2 protein-coding genes are annotated in these 21,990 nt (G+C 68.5%); both read right to left on the bottom strand.

Features of this window, described 5'->3' with window-relative positions:
* Positions 1–21,048, bottom strand: coding sequence for a non-ribosomal peptide synthase/polyketide synthase (locus O6P37_RS28305; RefSeq protein ID WP_269897199.1), 21,048 nt, complete (start codon positions 21,046–21,048; stop codon positions 1–3).
* 41 nt (positions 21,049–21,089) lie between these two features.
* Complete coding sequence (locus O6P37_RS28300; RefSeq protein ID WP_269897198.1) at positions 21,090–21,308, bottom strand: MbtH family protein; 219 nt, start codon at positions 21,306–21,308, stop codon at positions 21,090–21,092.
* Positions 21,309–21,990: the final 682 nt, after the last annotated feature.

Genomic DNA, 21,990 nt, shown 5'->3' with positions numbered 1-21,990 from the left:
TCAGGTGCCGGCGATCATCGCCTCCAGGATCTTGTTGATCCGCGTGACGATCCGCTTCACCCGGGTGGCGTCGAAACTGCTCGTGTCGTACTCGATGCGGAGGTGCAGTTGGTCGCCGGGGATGGCCTGCATGGTCAGCGGATAGTGGTTGTACTCCCGGTTGCTGAACTCGGTGATCCTCAGTCCGTCGGGCCCCAACGGGGCTGCGGTGTCCATGGGGTAGTTCTCGTAGACGAGCAGCGTGTCGAACAGCTGGTCGTGACCGCCGGCCCGGTGGATCTCGGGCAGCGCCAGATGCTGGTGGTCGAAGGTCACTTCGGCATCACGCTGCAACTGGCCGAGGAGGTCGCTCACCGTGGTCGACGTGGTGAAGGTGGCCCGCACCGGCACCGTATTGATGCACAGGCCCACCATGGAATCCGCGCCGGCCAACTCGGCCGGACGGCCCGACACCGTGGCCCCGAAGACCACGTCCTGACGGCCCGTCAACGACGTCAAGAGCAACGCCCACGCGCCTTGAAGCACCGTGCTGACCGTGCTGTGCTGCGCACGTGCCAACTCCGTCAACGCCGCAGTCGTCCGCGCCGAGACGTCCAGTTCGGCGACCCCCCGCGGGCCAGGACCGGCCGGATTGTGTCCGGCGACCAATGTGGGACTGTCCAGCCCGGACAGCACCTGCGCCCACGCCGCCTGTGCCGCACCGACATCACGCTCGGCCAGCCAGGACACGAACCGCCGGTAAGGCACCGCCGCAGGCAATTGATGCCCGTAGTAGCCGGCGAAGATGTCGCGCAACAGGATCGGCAACGACCAGCCATCGACCACGATGTGATGCAACGTCAGAACACACCGGTGCTGGTCCGCACCGGTACGGATCAATGCCACCCGGAAGGCCGGTGAACCCTCCAGATCGCACACCGCCGTACGTTCGGCGGCACGCACCTGTTCGAGCGCGCCCTCGTCGGGCGCCGCCACATGGGCCGTCGCATCGAGTTCCACATACGTCCACGACGCCGACGGGTCCGCCGGAATGACCTGCACGGGCTCGTCGAACTGAGCACAGAACCGGGCCACCAGGTGCGGGTGACGACAGGCGACGTCGCTGACCGCCTTGCGCAGCCGGTCTGAATCCAGCGGACCCACCACGGTGAAGTCCAGCTGAACCGCGTACACGTCATCGTCGTTGCTGTCATCCCCGTCGCCACTGACAGCGTGGAAGAGCAGACCCTGCTGCATCGGTGTCAACGGCAGCACATCGGCGACCTCGTACTGCACCGCCAGCTCGTCGAGGTGTTGCTGACTCAACCGGGCCGGAGCGATGTCCGACGGCGTCAATCCGCCACCACCATGGTGCACGTGCGCCGAGATCCCGGCCAAGGCCTCGAACCACAGTCGGCCCAGGCGATTCACGTCCGTCTCGTTCAGCACCGACCGCGCCCACGTCCAGTTCACCCGCAACCGCGGGCCGGACTCGGTGTCCACGGTCACCGCATTGAGTTCCACGGTGTGCGACAACGGCGTCGCGATCGCCACGGCCTCACCGAACGCATCGTCGTCGGTGGGCCGCCACAGCTCATCGGACAGCTCCGCACCACCACCGAGACGGCCCAGGTAGTTGAAACCGATCCCGGGATCGGGACCCGCCAGGTCACCATCCGGCCGCAGATATCGCAGCAATCCGTAGGTCAACCCGTCGGGCAGGGCACGCAACTGCTCCTTGGCGGCCTTCACGGCCGCACCGAGAGCGGCGCTGCCCGCGATCACCTGGGACCACGGCACCTGATCGACCGCCAGCGACACCGGGTACTTCGTGGTGAACCAGCCCACCGTGCGCGACAGGTCCAGCCCGTCCGCCAGATCCTCGTGCCGGCCGTGTCCCTCGACATCGATCCCGATGGGCGTACTCCCGATGCCGGTGAACTCCGCCATCGCCAAACCGAACGCGATCAACAGGATGTCCTGCACGCCGGCGTGGAATGCCGCCGGCACCTCACCCAACAGCATCCGTGTCGTTTCGGCGTCCAGCGTCGCCGACGAATACCCAGCGCTGGCATAGGTATCCGAGTCCGGCCGCGCCGCGGGTAACAACGCCGGGACTCCGGCGACCCGGCGCCACACCTCGGCCGACGTGGTCACCGCTTCCGACATCGCGTATTCGGCGAGCAGTCTCGACCACTGGGCGAACGACGTACCCGGCGCCGGCAATGCGACCGGCTGCCCGCCACGACGCTGTGCCCACGCGATGTTCAGGTCTTCCAGCAGGATTCGCCACGACACGCCATCGACGGCCAGGTGGTGCACGATCAACGCCAACTGACCGCTGTCCGCCGCCCACACCGCCGACAACATCACACCCGCCGACGGATCCAACCGCGCCTGCCCCGCCGCGACCGCCGCACCGCTGAGCCGGTCGACCACCTGCACCTGGTCGCGCGCATCGACCGCACCGGGCCCGGGCACGTGCAGCGCCCAGCCTCCTGCACCGTCGTCCCGCACCCGCAACCGCAATGTCGCGTGTCCGTCGATCAATGCCTGCAGCATCGCCACCACGTCGGCCTCGCCGACTCCAGCGGGCGTCGCCACCACCATTGTCTGGTTGAACTGGTCGGTGGGTCCGTCCACGCTCTGCAACCACCGGATGATCGGCGTGGCGACCACTGGACCGACACCGTCGTCGACGACCACCTCGCCCTCGGCGACGGAGACCACCCTGGCCAGCCGGGCCACCGTCTGCTCGACGAACACGTCCCGCGGCCGGCACGTCAGCCCCGCCGCACGTGCCCGCGAGACCACCTGCATCGACAGGATCGAATCCCCACCCATGGCGAAGAACGAATCATCGACGCCGATCCGGTCGACACCCAGCACCTCGGCGAAGATCCCCGCGAGGATGTCCTCCACCGCCGTCGCCGGCGCCCGGTATCCCTCGGCACTCTGATACTCCGGCACCGGCAAGGCGCGCTTGTCCAACTTGCCGTTCACCGTCATCGGCAACGCGTCCAGGACGACCACCGCCGAGGGCACCATGTACTCCGGCAACCGCTCCGACAGCGCCGCCCGCGCTTCGGATGGGTCGACGGCACCGGTGACGTATCCGACCAGGCGCTTGTCACCTGCACGATCCTCGCGGGCGATCACCACCGCCTGCTCGACTCCGTTCACGCTCGCCAACGCCGCCTGGATCTCGCCCAGTTCGATTCGGTAGCCGCGGATCTTGACCTGCTCGTCGGCGCGCCCGAAGTACTGCAACTGCCCGTCGGGCGCCCACCGCACCAGGTCTCCGGTGCGATACATCCTCAGTCCGGGAGCATCATCTGCTTCTCCGAACGGACACGCCACGAATCGTGTCGCCGTGAGCCCGGACCGCCGGACGTAGCCGTAGCTCACGCCGAGCCCGGCCACGTACAACTCGCCCACCACGCCGGGTGCGACCCGCCGCAACGACCCGTCGAGCACGAACAACGCCGCTCCCGGCACCGGCACCCCGATCGGCACCGCGCCCGAGCCCGCCGCCAACGGCCGGCTGATCGTCGCGTAGACCGTCGTCTCCGTCGGACCGTAACCGTTGATCATCACCCGATCGGGAGCCCACCGGTCCACCACATCGGCCGGGCACGCCTCGGCGGCCACCATCAGCGCCGTCGACTCCAGACCCTCCGGCGACAACATCCCGACCGCCGACGGCGTCTGGCTCAGCACGGTCACACCCTCGGCCACCAACAACGCGTGCATGTCCTCCGGCGACCGCATCACCCCCTCGGGCACCACCACCAACCGGCCCCCGTGCAGCAGCGCTCCCCAGATCTCCCACACCGTGTAGTCGAACGCGTACGACGCACACTGCGCCCACACCTGATCCGCGGACAGGTCGACACCGACGTCCATGCCGTCGAACAACCGCGTCACGTTGCGATGCGACACCGCAACGCCCTTCGGCGTTCCCGTCGTCCCCGACGTGTAGATCACATGCGCCACGTCGTCGGGATCGGGCAGCGCCGGCCCCGCGTTCGACTGTGCGGTGAGCCGCGGATCGTCGGCGGTCACCACCGCCGCTTGCAGGCCGGCGAAGCGGTCGGCCAACTCAGCCGCCGTGACCACTGCCACCGGATTCGCATCACCCATCACGAAGGCCACCCGCGCGTCCGGCACCGCCGGATCGATCGGCAGATAGGCCGCGCCCGACTTGAGCACCGCGAGGATCGCCACGATGGCGTCGGCCGACCGTGGGAACATCACCGCCACGCACTGACCCGGACCCGCACCGCATTCGACGAGGAGATGCGCCAACCGGTTCGACGCCTCATCCAGCTCGCGATACGACATCGATCGACCTTCGAAGGTCAATGCCGGCGCGTCCGCGCGACGCAGCACCTGTTCGGCGAACAACCCAGGAACCGTCGCCCCCACAGCTGCCGGCTCAGCCAGGATGGCCCGCCGGCCCCACACGTCGAGTCGTCGGTGTTCCGCGGCGTCGAGCAGATCCAGCGACGCCACCCGGACCGCGGGACCGGCCGTCATCGTGGCCAGTACACGTTGCATCCGCTCGATCAGCGAGCCCACCGACACCGCGTCGAACACTTCGGTGTCGTACTCGAGCCGGAATGACAGCGTTCGGCCCGGTGAAGCCTGCATCGTCAACGGGTAGTGATTGAGCTCGCGGCTGCGGATCTCACTGATCGTGAGGCCGTCGCCACCCGACAGTGCGGCAGTGTCGACCGGGTAGTTCTCGTAGACGAACAGCGTGTCGAACAGCTGATCGTGACCGGTGACGCGATGGATGTCGGTCAGCGCCAGGTGCTCGTGTTCCAGGGTCGCGCTGTGATCGAGCTGCATCTGCGCCAGCAGATCTGCGACCGTCGTGACCGGGGTCAGCCTCGCCCGCGCCGCCACCGTGTTGATCAACAAGCCCACCATCGACTCGGCGCCGGGCACGTCATCGGGCCGGCCCGACACCACCGACCCGAACGCCACGTCCTGCTGGCCGGTCAACGAACTCAGCAGCACCGCCCACGCGCCCTGCAGCACCGTGCTGACCGTCGTGTGCTGCGACCTCGCCAACTCCTGCAATGCCCGCGTGCTCTGCTCGGACAGCTCGCCCGAGGCGACCCCGCGCGGTCCGCTCTCCGCGCGGTCCGGCGGCGCCACCAGGGTCGGAGTGTCGAATCCCGCCAGCACCGCACCCCACGCCGCTCGCGCCGCGTCCAGATCGCGCTCGGCCAGCCACGTCACGAACCGCCGGTACGGCACCGCCGCCGGCAACCGCTGCCCGAAGTACGCCGCGATGATCTCGTGCAGCAGGATGGGCAACGACCACCCGTCCAGCACGATGTGGTGGCTCGTCAACACCACGTGGTGACGATCGATCGTGTTGCTCAGCAACAGGATCCGAAACGCCGGCGCGTTCTCCAGGTCACATACCGCGACGCGTTCGGCAGCTGATTCCTGTTCCAGGAGATGCTCGTCGATGACACCGTCGTCGACGTCGACGTGGCGCCAGCCCGCAACCGGGTCGGCCGGGATGACCTGCACCGGCTCGTCGAACCGCTGGCTGAATCGGGCCACCAGATGCGGGTGACGGCTCACGACCGACTGCGCCGCAGCGGCCAGGTTGCTGGGATCCAGCGGACCTGTGACGGTGAAGCTCAGCTGCAAGGCATACACCTCGGCGCTGCCTGCGTGGTAGAGCAGTCCGCGCTGCAGCGGGGTCAGTGGCAGCACGTCGGCGATACGGTCCTGGTCCTGCAGCTCGTCGAGCTGGTCCTGGGTCAGCGTGGCCGGGGCGACGTCCGACGGCGTCAACCCGCCGCCGCCACCACCCACGTAGGCGCAGATTCCGGCCAGTGCGTCGAACCACAACCGGCCCAGCCGCCGCACCTGCTCACCGTCGAGGACCGACGTCGCCCACGTCCAGGTCGCCTGCAGCCGGGCACCGTCCGTGGTGTCGAGGGTCGCCGCGTTGAGTGCCACGCTGTGCGGCAGTGGCATCGGAATCGCTCCGGCCACCGACCCCCACGACGCGCCCGTGTGGGGGCGCCAGTACTCCTCGCCCAGCTCACCGGTCCCGCCGAGCCGGCCCAGGTAGTTGAATCCGATCACCGGATCCGTTTCACCGAGGTCGACATCGGGGTTCAGGTACCGCAACAAACCGTAGGTCAGTCCGTCGGGCAGCGCACGCAACTGCTCCTTGGCGTCCTTGACCACCCGGCCCAGTTCGGCGTCACCGGCGACGACACTGCTCCAGTCGATGCGACCTGCGCTCAACGCCACCGGGTACTTGGTGGTGAACCAGCCGACCGTGCGCGACACGTCCGCCCCGGCCACCGCGTCCTCGTCCCGGCCGTGTCCCTCGACGTCGATCCCGACCGGGGACCCGCCCGTGGCGAGGAACTCCGCGCACGCCAACCCGAATCCGACGAGCAACACGTCCTGCACCCCGGCGTGGAACGCCGCCGGCACCTCACCCAGCACCATCCGGGTGGTCTCGACATCCAGCTCCACGGACCACTGCCCCGCCGATGCGAACGTGTCCCGGTGGGGGTCCGGCGCCGGCAGCACCGCCGGAACCTCGGCCACCGCACGCCAGCTCTCGGCCACCGCGGCCACCGGATCGGACAGCGCGTGCTCGGCCAACAGGTGCGACCACCGCGCGAACGACGTCCCCGACACCGGCAAGTCGAACGGCTGCCCACCACGACGCTGCGCCCACGCGACGTTCACGTCTTCGAGCAGGATCCGCCACGACACACCGTCGACAGCCAGATGGTGCACCACCAACGCCAGCTCGCTCGTCGCCTGCGCCCACACAGCCGAAAACATCACGCCCGCAGCTGGATTCAGCCGTGACCGGGCACCGGTCACCGCCTCCTCGGACAGCACATCGGCCACCTGCACGCAGCCGGCCGCATCCACCGCGCCCGGCTCGGGCACCCACAACCCGTCCTCGCCGACCTGGGCGCGGAGCATCGGATGGCGATCCAGCACCGCCTGTAGAACCGCGACGACGTCGGCCTCGACCGCTTCCGCGGGCGCCACCACCACCATGGTCTGGTTGAACTGATCGGTCGGGCCGTTCACGCTGTCCAGCCACCGCATGATCGGTGTGGCCACCACCGCACCGACACCCGCGTCGGCGACCACCTCGCCGTCGGCGACGGACACCACCCGAGCCAGGCGGGCCACGGTCTGTTCGGTGAAAACGTCCTTCGGCCGGCACGTCAACCCCGCGGCACGCGCCCTCGACACCACCTGCATCGACAGGATGCTGTCCCCGCCGAGCTCGAAGAACGAGTCGTCCACCCCGACCCGGTCCAGCCCGAGCACCTCGGCGAAGATTCCCGCGAGCACGTCTTCCACGAGATCGGCCGGGGCACGGTATGCCTGTCCGTCCGGATATTCCGGCGCGGGCAGCGCCTTGACGTCCAGCTTGTTGTTCGACGTCAGGGGAATCGCGTCGAGCACCACGACCGCCGCCGGCACCATGTACGCGGGCAACCGCTGCGCCAACGCCGTCCGCGCCGCCGCCGGATCAGCGGTGCCGGTGAGGTAGGCGACGAGCCGCTTGTCGCCGGGCCGGTCCTCACGGGCGATGACAGCCGCCCGGCTCACACCGTCCACCTGGGCCAATGCGGCCTGCACTTCGCCGAGTTCGATGCGGTAGCCGCGGATCTTGACCTGCTCGTCGGCGCGGCCGATGTAGTCCAGCTGCCCGTCGGGTCCCCAGCGCACCAGGTCGCCGGTGCGATACATCCTCTTTCCCGTGGTCGCCCCCGCCCTACCGAACGGGCACGCCACGAACCGCGACGCCGTCAACGACGACCGGCCCACGTAACCGTCGGCCACCCCGTGACCCGCGACGTACAACTCGCCCACCACACCCGCGGGCACCGGCCGCAGCCACTCGTCGAGCACGAACAACGCCGCACCCGCCACCGGCGACCCGATCGGCACCCGCGCCCCCGGCACCAACGGCTCGCTGATCGCCACGCACATCGTGGTCTCGGTCGGACCGTAGGCGTTGATCATCACCCGGCCCGGTGCCCACCGGGTCACGACCTCCGGCGGGCACGCCTCACCCACCACCACCAGCGACGCCGACTCCAAGCCGTCCGGCGAGAGCATCGCCACCGCCGACGGGGTCTGGGTCAGCACATCGACCCCTGCGCCGACCAGCAGATCGTGGAAGTCGTCCGGCGAGCTCGCGACAGACTCCGGCACCACCACCACCGAGCCACCGCGCAGCAGGGCGCCGAAGATCTCCCACACCGAGACGTCGAACGCCAGCGAATGGCACAGCGCCCACACTCCGGCTTGCGGCAGACCTGCGTCCAGGGTCCTGAGCAGCTCTGTCACGTTGCCGTGGGTCACCGCCACGCCCTTCGGCGTCCCCGTGGTCCCCGACGTGTAGATCAGGTACGCGACGTCGTCGACCAACGGCACCGCCAATGCGGAGCTGGGATGACCGTCGATCGCGTGGTCGGAGACATCGATGACCGCACCGTCGAAGCCGGCGACCCGCGCGGCGAGGTCTGTCGTGGTCACCACCACGATCGGCGCCGCATCCTCGAGCACGAATCCGATCCGGGCGTCGGGCGCCGACGGATCGATCGCGACGTACGCCGCTCCCGTCTTGAGTACCGCCATGATCGCGATCACGGCCCGCGCCGAGCGCGGCAACAACAACCCGACCCGCCGGCCCGGACCCGCGCCGCGTTCGGACAGCAGGTGCGCCAACCGATTCGACGCCAGGTCCACGTCGTTGTAGGTCAACGTCCGGCCTTCGAAGACGACGGCCGCCGCATCCGGCGCACGACTCACGATCTCCGCGAACAATCCCGGCATGGTCTGTTGCGACGACGCGGGCAGCTCCAGCACGGTGCGGTTACCCCACACGTCCAGCCGGCCGTGTTCGTTGTCGTCGAGCAGGTCGATCGAGGAGAGCCGACGATCGGGCTCGGCCGCCATCGCCGTCAACACCCGCTCGAGCCTGCCGACGAGGGTCTCGATCGTGGCGGGATCGAACACATCCGTACGGAACTCGACCGAGCCCGAGATCCCCGCGTATGCACCGGTTCCGGTGAACTGTTCGGCCAGGGCGAATGACACGTCCATCCGGGCGGTGTGGGTCTCGACCGGCTCACGGGTGGCCCGCACCTGGCCCATGTCGAACCCGGAATCGGCGTCCAGATCGGCTCCGGCGAAGTTCTGCCATGCCAACATCACCTGCACGACCGGATGATGAGCCATCGACCGGGTGGGGTTCAGCCGCTCGACCATCACCTCGAACGGCACGTCCTGATGCTCGTAGGCCGCCAGGGCCCGGGAGCGCACCTGGGCCAACAGTTCGGTGACGGTGGGGTCGCCGCCGACATCGACCCGGAGCACCAGCGTGTTGACGAAGAACCCCACCAACTCGTCCAGCGCGGGATCGTTGCGCCCGGCGATCGGGAAACCAACCGCGACATCGGAACTCGCCGACACCCGACTCAGCAGCACCGCCAGCGCAGCCTGCATGACCATGAAGGTCGTGGTGTTGCAGTAGGCCGCCAACTCACGCACCTGCTGCTGCAGTTCGGGAGCCCAGCTGACGTCGATCCGAGCACCACGCTGGTCGGCAACCGGCGGGTAGGGCCGATCCGTGGGCAGCTGCAGGCGTTCCGGCAGACCGTCCAGCGTCTCCAGCCAGTAAGCCAACTGGCCACCGATGCGACTGCTGCCGTCGGTCAACTCACCGAACTGCGCGCGCTGCCACAGGGTGTAGTCCACGTACTGCACCGGCAGCGGCGTCCACCCCGGTTCGCGCCCTTCACTGCGGGCGGCGTACGCGACGCTCAGGTCATTCACCAGCGGGACCAGCGACGTCCCGTCGGCAGCGATGTGATGCACGGTCCCCACCAGGACGTGCTGGTCCTCGGCGACGCGGAACAGCGTGGCCTGCAACGGAAGTTCGTTCGCCAGATCGAACGCGTGGGATGCCGTTCGCTCGATCGCCTCGGACAGCCGGGCCTGCGACCACTCCGCGGAGTCGACGACCCGCCAGCTCACATCGGCAGCCGACGTCGGCACCACCACCTGCGCGGGCACGCCGTCGACGTCGGTGAACACGGTACGCAGGGACTCGTGCCGCTCCACCACGTCGACCAGCGCCGTACGCAACGCGTCGGCGTCCAGGGGTCCGCTCAGCCGCAGGGCGACCGCCATGTTGTAGACCGGCGAGGGCCCGTGCAGCTGGTCGAGGAACCACAGCCGATTCTGCGCGAAGGACAACGGCACCACCGCCGGACGCACGGCAGCGGCCGTCAGGCGTTCCACTCCACCACCGCGCCCATCGACACGTGAGGCCAACCCGGCCACCGTCGGGGCCTCGAACAGAACTCGGACCCCGAGATCGGAATCCAGTGCCCGGTTGATCGCCGCGATGACGCGCATCGCCGACAAGGAATCGCCGCCCAGATCGAAGAACGAGTCGTCGACGCCGACTCTCTGCGCTCCCAGCACTTCGGCGAAGATCCCCGCCAGGATCTCCTCCATCACCGTGACCGGAGCCCGGTACCCGGCGCTGCCGTACTCCGGCGCCGGCAATGCCCGCCTGTCGAGCTTGCCGTTCACCGTCACCGGCAACGCGTCCAGGACCACGATCGCCGCGGGCACCATGTACTCCGGCAACCGGTCCGACAATGCGGCGCGCGCCGCGGCCGGGTCGACGGCACCGGTGACGTATCCGACCAGGCGCTTGTCGCCGGGGCGATCTTCGCGGGCGATCACCACCGCCTGCTGCACCCCGTACACCGATGCCAGCGCCGCCTGGATCTCACCGAGTTCGATGCGGAACCCACGGATCTTGACCTGCTCGTCCGCCCGCCCGATGTACGCCAGCTGCCCGTCGCCGCGCCACGCCACCAGGTCCCCGGTCCGATACATCCTCAGACCGGGTGCGTCCCCCGCTTCCCCGAACGGACACGCCACGAACCGCGAAGCGGTGAGCCCCGAGCGCCGCAGGTAGCCGTGACTGACCCCGAGTCCCGCAACGTACAGTTCGCCGACCACCCCGGCAGGGACCGGTCGCAGCGTGGCGTCGAGGACGAACAGCGCCGCCCCGGGCACCGGCACCCCGATCGGCACCACACCCGAGCCGGCCGTCAACGGCCGGCTGATGGTGGCGTACACCGTCGTCTCCGTCGGTCCGTAACCGTTGATCATCACCCGGCCCGGAGCCCAGCGGTCCACCACGTCGGCCGGACAGGCCTCGGCGGCCACCATCAGCGCCATCGACTCCAGACCGTCCGGCGAGAGCATCCCCACCGCCGACGGCGTCTGGCTCAGCACCGTCACCCGCTCTTCGACCAGCAGCTGGTGCAACTCCTCCGGCGAGGCGAGCACCGAATCGGGTACCACCACCAAGCGGCCCCCGTGCAGTAGTGGACCCCAGATCTCCCACACCGTGTAATCGAACGCATAGGACGCACACTGCGCCCACACCTGATCCGCGGACAGGTCGACACCGACATCCATCCCGTCGAACAACCGCGTCACGTTGCGATGCGACACCGCAACGCCCTTCGGCGTTCCCGTCGTACCCGACGTGTAGATCACATGCGCCACATCGCCCGGTACCGGCCCCACCACCGCAGTCGGCGGCTGATCGGCGATCCGGGCATCGTCGGCGGTGAGCACCACCGCGTCGTGCTCGGCGAACCGACCCGCCAGCTCCGCTGTCGTCACCACCGCCACCGGCGCAGCGTCGCCCAACACGAACCCGACGCGGGCGTCAGGCACCGCCGGATCGATCGGCACGTACGCCGATCCCGACTTGAGCACCGCGAGGATCGCCACGATCGCCTGGGCCGACCTCGGGAACATCACCGCCACGTAGCCGCCCGGACCTGCTCCGTGGTCGATCAGCAGATGCGCCAGCCGGTTCGACGCCTCGTCCAGCTCGCGGTACGTCATCGAGCGACCCTCGAAGGTCAACGCCACCTGGTGCGGGGAGCGCACCGCCTGTGCCGCGAACAACTCCGGAACGGTCGACCCGCCGCCGGCCGGTGCCGAGAGCGCAGCACGGCTTCCGACCGCATCCAGCCAGGCCCGCTCAGCGCCGTCCAGCACATCGATCGACGACACCGGCACCGCCGGATCCGCCACCACCGCCGTCAGGACGCGTTCCAGCCGACCGATCAGGGACTCGATCGACTCGGCGTCGAACACATCTGTGCGGAACTCGACCTCGGCCGCGAGTCCCGCCGGCTGACCCGCCTCGGTGAACTGCTCCGTGATCGAGAACGTCAGATCCATCCGGGCGGTGTGGGTGTCGACGGGCATCCGGGTGACCTGTACGTCGCCCAGCGCCAATCCTGACAGGTCATCGTCCTGCCCTAACCCGTTCTGCCACGCCAACATCACCTGCACCAGCGGATGGTGCGCCCGCGACCGGGCCGGGTTGAGCCGTTCCACCAGCACCTCGAACGGCACGTCCTGATGGTCGTAGGCGGCCAGACTGCGGCTCCGCACCTGGCCCAGGACGTCGGCCACGGTGGGATCGCCGCTCAGGTCGACGCGGAGCACCAGCGTGTTGACGAAGAACCCGATCAGCTCATCCAGCGCTGGATCATTGCGGCCCGCAATCGGGAACCCAACGGCGACATCGGCACTCGCCGATACCTTGCCCAGCAGCACCGCGAGGGCGGCCTGCATCACCATGAATCCGGTCGCCTCGTGGGCGGCAGCCACCGCATGCATCCGCTGCTGCAGCTCCGCCGGCCACTCGACCCTGCGCGTCGCGCCGCGCTGATCGGCCACCGCCGGGTACGGCCGATCCGTCGGCAACTGCAGCCGCTCGGGGAGGTCCGCGAGCGCATCCTGCCAGTAGGCCATCTGCTCGGAGATCCGGCTCTCGGCATCGGTGAGCTCACCCAGTTGCGCACGCTGCCACAGGGTGTAGTCGACGTACTGCACCGTCAACGGCGCCCACACGGGAGTGTGCCCGACACTTCGCGCTCCGTACGCCCTACTCAGATCACCCACCAGCGGGCCGATCGACACGCCGTCGGCCGCGATGTGGTGCACCACGCCGACCAGCACGTGCTCATCTGGACCGACGCGCAGAAGCGTTGCGCGCACAGGGATCTCATCGGCCAGATCGAACGGGTGAGCCACGGCGGACTCGACGGCGCGATCGAACTGTGGCGCCGTCCAACCGGCGGCATCCACCACCTGCCAGCTCACCTCGACCGCGTCGGCAGCCAGCACCTCCTGACACGGCACCCCGTCGACGGTGGAGAACACCGTTCGCAGCGACTCGTGCCGGCCCACCACGTCGGCGAACGCGGTCTGGAGCGCGTCGACATCGAGTGCTCCGCTCAACCGCAGTGCGACCGCCATGTTGTAGACCGGCGAGGGGCCGTGCAGCTGGTCGAGGAACCACAGGCGGTTCTGCGCGAACGACAACGGCACCACCGCCGGCCGTTCCGCCACCGCGATCAACGGCTCCACGCCACGTTCGGCGATCCCGACGCGGGTCGCCAGATCCGCCACTGTCGGCGCCTCGAACAGCACCCGCACCGGCAGGCCGACGTCGCACGCCTTGTTCACTGCCGCGATGATGCGCATCGCCGACAGTGAATCCCCGCCCAGGTCGAAGAACGAGTCGTCCACCCCGACCGGACCGACGCCCAGCACCTGGGCGTAGATCCCAGCCAGGACCTCCTCGACGGCATTGGACGGCGCCCGGTAGGAATCGGCGTCGCGGTACTCGGGCGCAGGGAGCGCCCGGGTGTCGAGCTTGCCGTTGACCGTCAACGGCAGTGCCTCGATCGGCACCACGGCCGCAGGAACCATGTAGGACGGCAACCGGTTCGCCAACAGCGTTCGCGCCTTGGCCACATCGAGTTCGCCTGTCACATAGCCGACCAGCCGCTTGTCGCCGGGACGGTCCTCCCGGGCGATCACCGCGGCCTGCTCGACACCGTCCAGCTCTGCCAACGCGGCCTGGATCTCACCCAGCTCGATCCGGTAGCCACGGATCTTGACCTGTTCATCTGCGCGGCCGAGGTACTGCAGCTGCCCGTCGTCACCCCAGCGCACCAGGTCGCCGGTGCGGTACATGCGCGTGCCCGAGTACGCGAACGGACATGCCACGAAACGCGAACCCGTCAGGCCCGGCCTGCCCACGTAGCCCACCGCCACCCCGTGACCGGCGACGTACAGCTCTCCGACGACCCCGCGGGGTACCGGACGCAGGAAGTCGTCGAGCACGAACAGTGCCGCCGTCGAGACCGGTGCGCCGATCGGCGGCGATCCCGACCCGGCGGTGAGCGGCGCGCTGATCATGACGACCATCGTGGTCTCGGTCGGACCGTAGGCGTTGAGCATCGCCCGCCCCGGGGCCCACCGATCGACCACTTCGGGCGGGCATGCCTCACCGGCAACCACCAGGGACGCCGAGCCCACGCCATCGGGTGACAGCGCTCCCACGGCGGATGGGGTCTGGGTCAGCACGCTGACCTGTTCGTCGACCAGCAGGGCCTGGAAATCCACAGGCGAGCGGGCTATCTCGTCGGGCACCACCACCAGCCGCCCACCGTGCAGGAGCGCGCCCCAGGTCTCCCAGACCGATGTGTCGAAGCTGTAGGAGTGGAACTGGGTCCACACCCCCGAAGTCGGCAGATACCCGTCGAGCACCTGCACCAACTGGGTGACGTTGTGATGGGTGACGGCAACGCCCTTCGGCGTCCCCGTGGTGCCCGACGTGTAGATGAAGTACGCGATGTCATCCGGTGCCGGCGGTCGCAACGCGGTCGGCGGGTGTCCGCCGACGGCCGGATCCCTGACGTCGATGACGAAGCCGTCGAAGCCGTCGAGCCGCCCGGCCAGCCCGGCGGTGGTCAGCGCCGCGATGGGGGCGGCGTCGCCGAGGATGAACCGCACGCGTGCGTCGGGATGCGCCGGGTCGATCGGCACGTACGCCGCCCCGGTCTTGAGCACTGCCAGCATCGCCACCACGGAGTCCGCAGACCGGTCGATCAGCAGGGCGACCCGCTGGCCCGGACCGGCACCGCGCTCGACGAGGAGGTGCGCCAGTCGATTCGACGCCTCGTCGAGTTCCCGATACGTCATCGAGCGAGCGCCGAAGCTCAGCGCCACCGCCTCCGGAGCGCGCGCCACCTGTCCCTCGAACAACGCGGGGATCGCCGGGTGGGCCGACGCGGCCTCCACCAGTACGGCACGGTTGCCCAGCGTGTCGAGCTCGGCGTGCTCGGAGACCTCGAGCACATCGATCGACGACACCCGCGTATCAGGATCCGACGTCATCGCGGTCATGATGCGGGCGTGGCGCGCGAACAGCGCGTCGATGTCGTCCGCGGAGAAGACGTCGGTGTCGTACTCGACGCGTAGGCGCAGTCGCTGACCCGGAATAGCCTGCACCGCAAGCGGATAGTGGTTGTACTCACGGTTGGCGACATCGCTGACGGCCAACCCGTCGGCACCAAGCAGGGCGCCGGCGTCCAACGGATAGTTCTCGTAGACGAACATCGTGTCGAACAACTGGTCGTGACCGGTGAGCCGATGCAGCTCCTGCAGCGCCAGGTGCTGATGCTCCAACGTCGCGTTGTGATCCTGCTGCAGCGCGGCGATCAGCTCGCCGACGGTGGTCGTCGCACCGATTCGGGCCCGGGCCGGCACCGTGTTGATCAGCAGCCCGATCATCGACTCGGCGCCGGCCACGTCGTCGGGACGCCCCGACACCGTGGTGCCGTACACCACGTCGTGCTGGCCGGTCCAAGACGCCACGAGCACTGCCCACGCCGCGTGCAGCACGGTGTTCACGGTGGTCTGACGCGAGCGCGCCAGGCCGCTCAACGCGTCGGTGAGCTGCTCGGGCACCTCGACGGATGCCACCGCACGCGGGCCCGACGCCGCGCGGCCCGGCTGTCCGACCAACGTCGGGGTGTCCACACCGGCCAGCACCTGCGCCCAGGCCGCGCGCGCTGCATCGAGATCACGCTCGGCCAGCCAGGACAGGAACCGGCGATACGGTGCTGCCGCGGGCAGCCGGTGCCCGTGGTAGCCGGCGAAGATCTCCTGCACCAGTAAGGGCAACGACCATCCGTCGATGACGATGTGGTGAATCGTCAGCACGAAGCGATGCCGGTTCGGAGCGACGGCGATCAGCGCGGCCCGCAACGCAGGCCCGTCCCCGAGGGAGCAGACGGCCGCCCTCTCGGCGGCGCACAGCCGGTCGACCTGCTCGTCGCTGTCGAATGTGATTTCGCGCCAGCTCATCTCGGGCTGCGCGGGGATGATCTGCACCGGCTCGTCGTACCGCTGGCTGAACTGGGCGACCAGATGGGGGTGACGCCGTACGACGGCGCTCACCGCTTCGCGCAGCCGTTCACCGTCGAGGTCACCCTCGAGCGTGAGCTCGAGCTGCAACGCGTAGAGCTCGTCGGCGCCGTCACCCGAGGTGGTCGCATGGAACAGCAGTCCCTGCTGCAGCGGGCTCAGCGGCAGCACGTCGGCGACATCGAACTGCGTGACGACCTCGTCTAGGTCGGACTGGCTCAACCGTGCCGGCAGGATGTCCGACGGCGTCAATCCGCCACCACCACGTCGCACCAGCGCGCAGATCCCGGTCAGCGCCTCGAAGAACAGCGAAGACAGCCGCTCGACCTCGGCGGCGTCGAACACTGTCGCCGCCCAGGCCCACTGAGCCCGCAGCCGCGGGCCGGCCTCGGTGTCGAGGGTGGCCGCATTGACTTCGACCGTGTGCATCAACGGCGTCGCCACCGCGCTCGCGCAGGCTGTCAGTCCCGCAGCATCGGGATCGATGCGCCAGAGGTTCTCGGGCAGGTCGCTCCCGCCGAGTCGACCGAGGTAGTTGAACCCGATCACCGGATCGGCCACCCCGAGTTCGACGTCGGGATTGAGGTAGCGCAGCAGTCCGTAGGTCATCCCGTCGGGCAGGGCCCGCAACTGCTCTTTGGATCGCTTGACCACGCCGTTCAGCGCCGGCCCACCGTCGACCACCTCGGACCACGACAAGCCGCTGGACAGCGCAACCGGGTACTTGGTCGTGAACCATCCCACCGTGCGTGACAGATCGAGCCCGTCGGCCAGTTCCTCGTCGCGGCCGTGGCCCTCCACGTCGACACCGATCGGGTTCGCGCCGGCGCCGAGGAACTCCGCCCACGCCAAACCGTAGGCAGTCAACAGGATGTCCTGAACCCCGGCATGGAACGCCGCGGGGACCTCACCGAGCAACATCCGGGTGGTGTCGGCGTCCAACTCCGCCGACATCCTCGCCGCCGTGGCGTACGTGTCGCGCTCAGGGTGGGGCGCCGGCAATACGGCGGGGATCGCCGCCACCCGCCGCCAGCTCTCGGCATGGGCCACCACCGCGGGAGCGTCGGCCAGGTCGGTCAGCACCGCCGACCATCGGCTGAACGACGTGCCACCTGCCGGTAGTTCGACCGGCTGCCCGCTCTGGTGCTGCGCCCAGGCGATGTTGATGTCCTCCAGCAGGATTCGCCACGACACACCGTCAACGGCGAGGTGGTGGACGATCAGCATCAGCTGTGCGGTGGACCTCGCCCACACCGCGCGCAGCATCATCCCCGCGGCCGGATCCAGCCGCGTCCGGGCCTCGATCACCACCTCATCGGTGAGCTCGTCGACCGACTGCACACACTCCGACGCATCGACCGCACCCGACGCGGGCACCTGCAGTGCCCAGCCGTCAGCGCGCATCCGGAGCATCCCATGCCGATCGAGCAGGGCCTGCAGCACAACTCGAATATCGGCCTCGCCGACCTCCGACGGCGCCTGGATCACCACCGTCTGGTTGAACTGATCCACCGGACCATCGACATCCCGCAACCACGCCATGATCGGAGTCAACGCAACGGGCCCGACCCCTTCGTCGACCACACCGTGTCCGTCGGCCGCCACTCCGGCAACGCCGGCCAGTCGCGCAACCGTCTGCTCCACGAACACATCACGCGGCCGGCACAGCACCCCGGCGGCTCGCGCGCGCGCCACCACCTGCATCGAGGAGATGCTGTCGCCACCGAGCTCGAAGAAGGAGTCGTCCACCCCGACCCGGTCCAGTCCCAGCACCTGGGCATAGATGCCCGCCAGGATCTCCTCGACCGCGCTCGTCGGAGCGCGGAACCGTTCGACATCCTGGTACTCCGGTGCCGGCAGGGCACGCTTGTCCAGCTTGCCGTTGACCGTCAAGGGGAACGCCGCCAACACCACAACGGCCGTGGGCACCATGTAGGCCGGAAGTCGCTCCGCCATCACTGCACGCGCGGTGGCGGGATCGACAGTGCCCGTGACATATCCGACCAGACGCTTGTCGCCGGGCCGGTCTTCGCGGGCCAGGACCACCGCTTGCTGCACACCGTCCACGGCGGCCAGCGCTGCGCCGACCTCACCCAGTTCGATGCGGTATCCGCGGATCTTCACCTGCTCGTCGGCGCGGCCCAGGAACTGCAACTCGCCGTCGGCACTCCAGGCCACGACATCGCCGGTGCGATACATCCGAGTCCCGGGCGCGCCGTACGGGCAGGCCACGAACCGCGACGCGGTCAACCCGGCCCGCCCCACGTATCCGAGGCCCGCACTCGAACCGGCCACGTACAAATCGCCGACAACGCCTGCCGGCACCGGCCTCATCCAGCCGTCGAGCACGAAGAACGCCAGATGCGGCAACGGCCCGCCGACCGGGCTCAGGCTGCGCTCGGCGTCAGCGGCGACGATCTCCCTGAAGGACGCGTGCACCGTCGTCTCGGTCGTTCCGTACAGGTTGAGCAGCCGCGGCGAACCCGCGGGATGGTTGGCCAGCCAGGGTGTGAGACGCTGTGGCTCAAGGGCTTCCCCGGCGAAGATCACCGCCTCCAGGCTGAGTTGCCGGGCCCGTTCGGGATGCAGTGCATCGGCCGTCTGCAGCGCGTAGAACGCCGACGGAGTCTGACTCAACACGGTGACGCGCTGGTCGGCCAGCAAGGCGTGGAAGTCCTCCGGCGACTTCGCCACCGACTCGGAAACCACGACCAGCCGCCCGCCGAACAGCAGCGCCCCCCACATCTCACAGACCGAGACGTCGAATGCCAGTGAGTGCCATTGCGACCACACCTGCTGCGACATCTGCATGCCGGCTTCCAGCGACCGCAACAGTTCGGTGACGTTGCGGTGGGTGATCGCCACGCCCTTGGGCACACCGGTCGTGCCCGAGGTGTAGATGATGTAGGCGAGGTCATCGGCCGCCGGCATCGGCAGCGCCGCCGTCGACGCCGACTCGATGCGCGGATCCCCCAGCTCGATGACCGGGAGGTCGGAACCTTCCAGACGGGAACGCAACTCGGCGGTGGTCACCGCTGCGACCGGACCGGCGTCGCCGAGCATGAACTGAAGGCGTGCGTCCGGTGCGGCAGGATCCATCGGCAGGTATGCCGCCCCGGTCTTCAGCACCGCCAGGATGGCCACGATCGCGTCGGCAGACCGTGACGACAGCAACGCCACGAGCGTTCCGGCACACGCACCCTGGTCGGCCAGGACGTGAGCCAGCCGATTCGACGCCTCATCGAGTTCGCGATAGGTCAAGGAGCGGCCCTCGAACGTCAAAGCCGCCGCGTCGGGGTACCGGGCAACCTGTTCGGAGAACAGCGCAGGTATCGGCGCCGCGGCCACCGCAGGCTGCGGCAGCACTGCCCGGTTGGACCACGCATCCAGGCGGGCGTGATCCTGCACGTCCAGCAGTTCCACGGACGCCAGCAGGCGCTCCGGCTCGGTGACCATCGCCGCGAGTACCTGCTGCAGCCGGTCGAGCAGCTCGGAGTCGGTGAAGTTCGAAAAAGGCTGTCCGCCACCGGAGGTGCTGAAGAACAGGTCGTCGCCGGCGGTGGAGAAGATCAGTCCGAAGCTACCGAGGGGGCCGGTGTTCGTGTACGACGCCGTCGCCTTGGCGCCGCCGAACGACAACGAGAACGCAGACGGCAGGAAGTTCACCCCCACCCGGCTGACCGTCTCGCCTGGACTCCGCGAATGAGTCTTGCGTTCCAGCGCATGCACCGGGAACCGCTGATGCCGCACGTTCTCGCGGATCCGTCCGTCGACGTAACGACAGAAGCTCGCGACCGACGAGGCCGCAGACACCTGCAGCACCAGGGGGACGATCCCGGCGACCATCCCGGGGAGTGTCCGCAACTCCGGGTCGACGCGCCGGTTGACCGGGAAGTCCAGCACCACCTCGGAATTGCTCGCGCACCATCCGCGCACCAACAACGCACACGCCGCGGTGACCACCGACGACAGCGGCACGTTCCACGAATCCGACAACCCGCGCACGCGGCTGATCAGGGCCGGGTCCACACGAGTCGGCACGGACTCCGTGGAACGATCACTGCCACTGCTGGTTTCAGGTAGCTGAGGATTCGGTCCGCTCTCGCCCGGCAGGTTCTCCACCCAGTAGGCCTCGTCCTCGCGATACGAGTCGGAAGCCTCGTAGGCGGACTCACTGTCGATCAGCGTCTGCAAGGAGCCGAACAAGGCGGGGGGAATCGGCTCGCCGGAGACCGCAGCGGAGTACACCGAGGCAATCCGCTGACCCGCGAGGCCGAGGGCGAATCCGTCGATCACGATGTGATGGCAGCACGCGAACAGCTCGTACTCGTCCGGCTGCGTTTCGAACAGCGCGAATCTGAACAGCGGACCGGACAACGGCATCGGCGCGCGCCTGATGGACTCCGCCAGCACGCGTGCCTGCTGTACGCCGTCGGCCGCGTCGCTCAGATCGAAGTACTCGAGTTCGAACTCCGGGTCGTCCACCACCCGCTGGACGACTTCGCCGTCCACCTCGTCGAAGACGGCCCTGCCCGGTTCGACCTCGCGAACGACGCGCTGGATCGCCCACTCGAGAGCGCTCTGGTCGACGGCGCCCTCGATGCGCACGAACAAACCGAGCTGCCAGTCAGCGCCCGAGTCATCCGCCTCTTGTGCGAGCCAGATGTCGAGTTGCCCACGCGTCAGCGGGAGCGCGCGCTCCGATGAATCCATTCAACCTTCCCCACTAAGACCCCCGCCTGCGGTGAACGCTGTCAGGCGCGGTCCGCCAGTCGGTCACGCAGACTCTTCGGCCGAATGTCCGGCCAGTTCTGCTCGATGTACTCCAGGCACGCTGCCCGGTCGGCCTCTCCGAAGACCACCCGCCAACCCGCCGGCACATCGGCGAATGAGGGCCACAGGCTGTGCTGCTCCTCATCGTTGACCAACACCAAGAAAGTGCCATTCTCATCATCGAACGGATTCACGCTCACAGGACCCTCCATACCGTTTGCTCGACTCTGTGGAATCGTTCCAAATGCTACTGGAGCCCAGCAAGGTCAGCAGAAGTTTGAACGAAGTCTTAGACGTCGCCGCAGCTACTCCATGTTGAAGAGATTACCTCGTTCAGATTCGAACGAAACGCGGTGTGCCCTCGTGAAAAGCGTTTCAGGGAAATCGATGCAGAACACCGACTCGGCCGGCCGGGTCAATGACCCGTCGGAAGCGCTAATGCGCCAGCAAAGTTACATGCGGCGCCTCCGGCGCGGTGGAGATAGCTGAGATCCTGCCCGATCGAGTAACTGGCTGCATTCGTGGAGTGAGTGCGTTCAAAGGGTCATAGCTGAATTCACACGCTCATGTCGAAGACCGGCGCCGCGAACCACAATCACCTCCGACGGCACCGACACCGGGTGAGAGATCGTCCGACGAGTGCCGACTCCGCCCGGACGCAGCGGGCTGCACGGTGGGACACCGCCGAATCACGGTCGGTGTCGCCTCCTGCGACTCCATCGGAGACGCCTGGACCGTCGCGAAGACCGCCCCGTCGACCACTGGCAGCCACCACCGGCTACTCCGACGTCAACCCGAATTAGCTGATTCGTTGGCGGGGTGTTTAGAGGTGTTGGGTGAGGGTGTTGATGGTGGGTGCGTTGATGATGGTGGCGAGGGGGA

The sequence above is a fragment of the Mycobacterium hippophais genome, from assembly GCF_027529605.1.
Lineage (GTDB): Bacteria > Actinomycetota > Actinomycetes > Mycobacteriales > Mycobacteriaceae > Mycobacterium > Mycobacterium arseniciresistens.
Note: the sequence above shows the minus strand (reverse complement) of the source record. Positions and strands in the feature narration are given on the sequence as shown.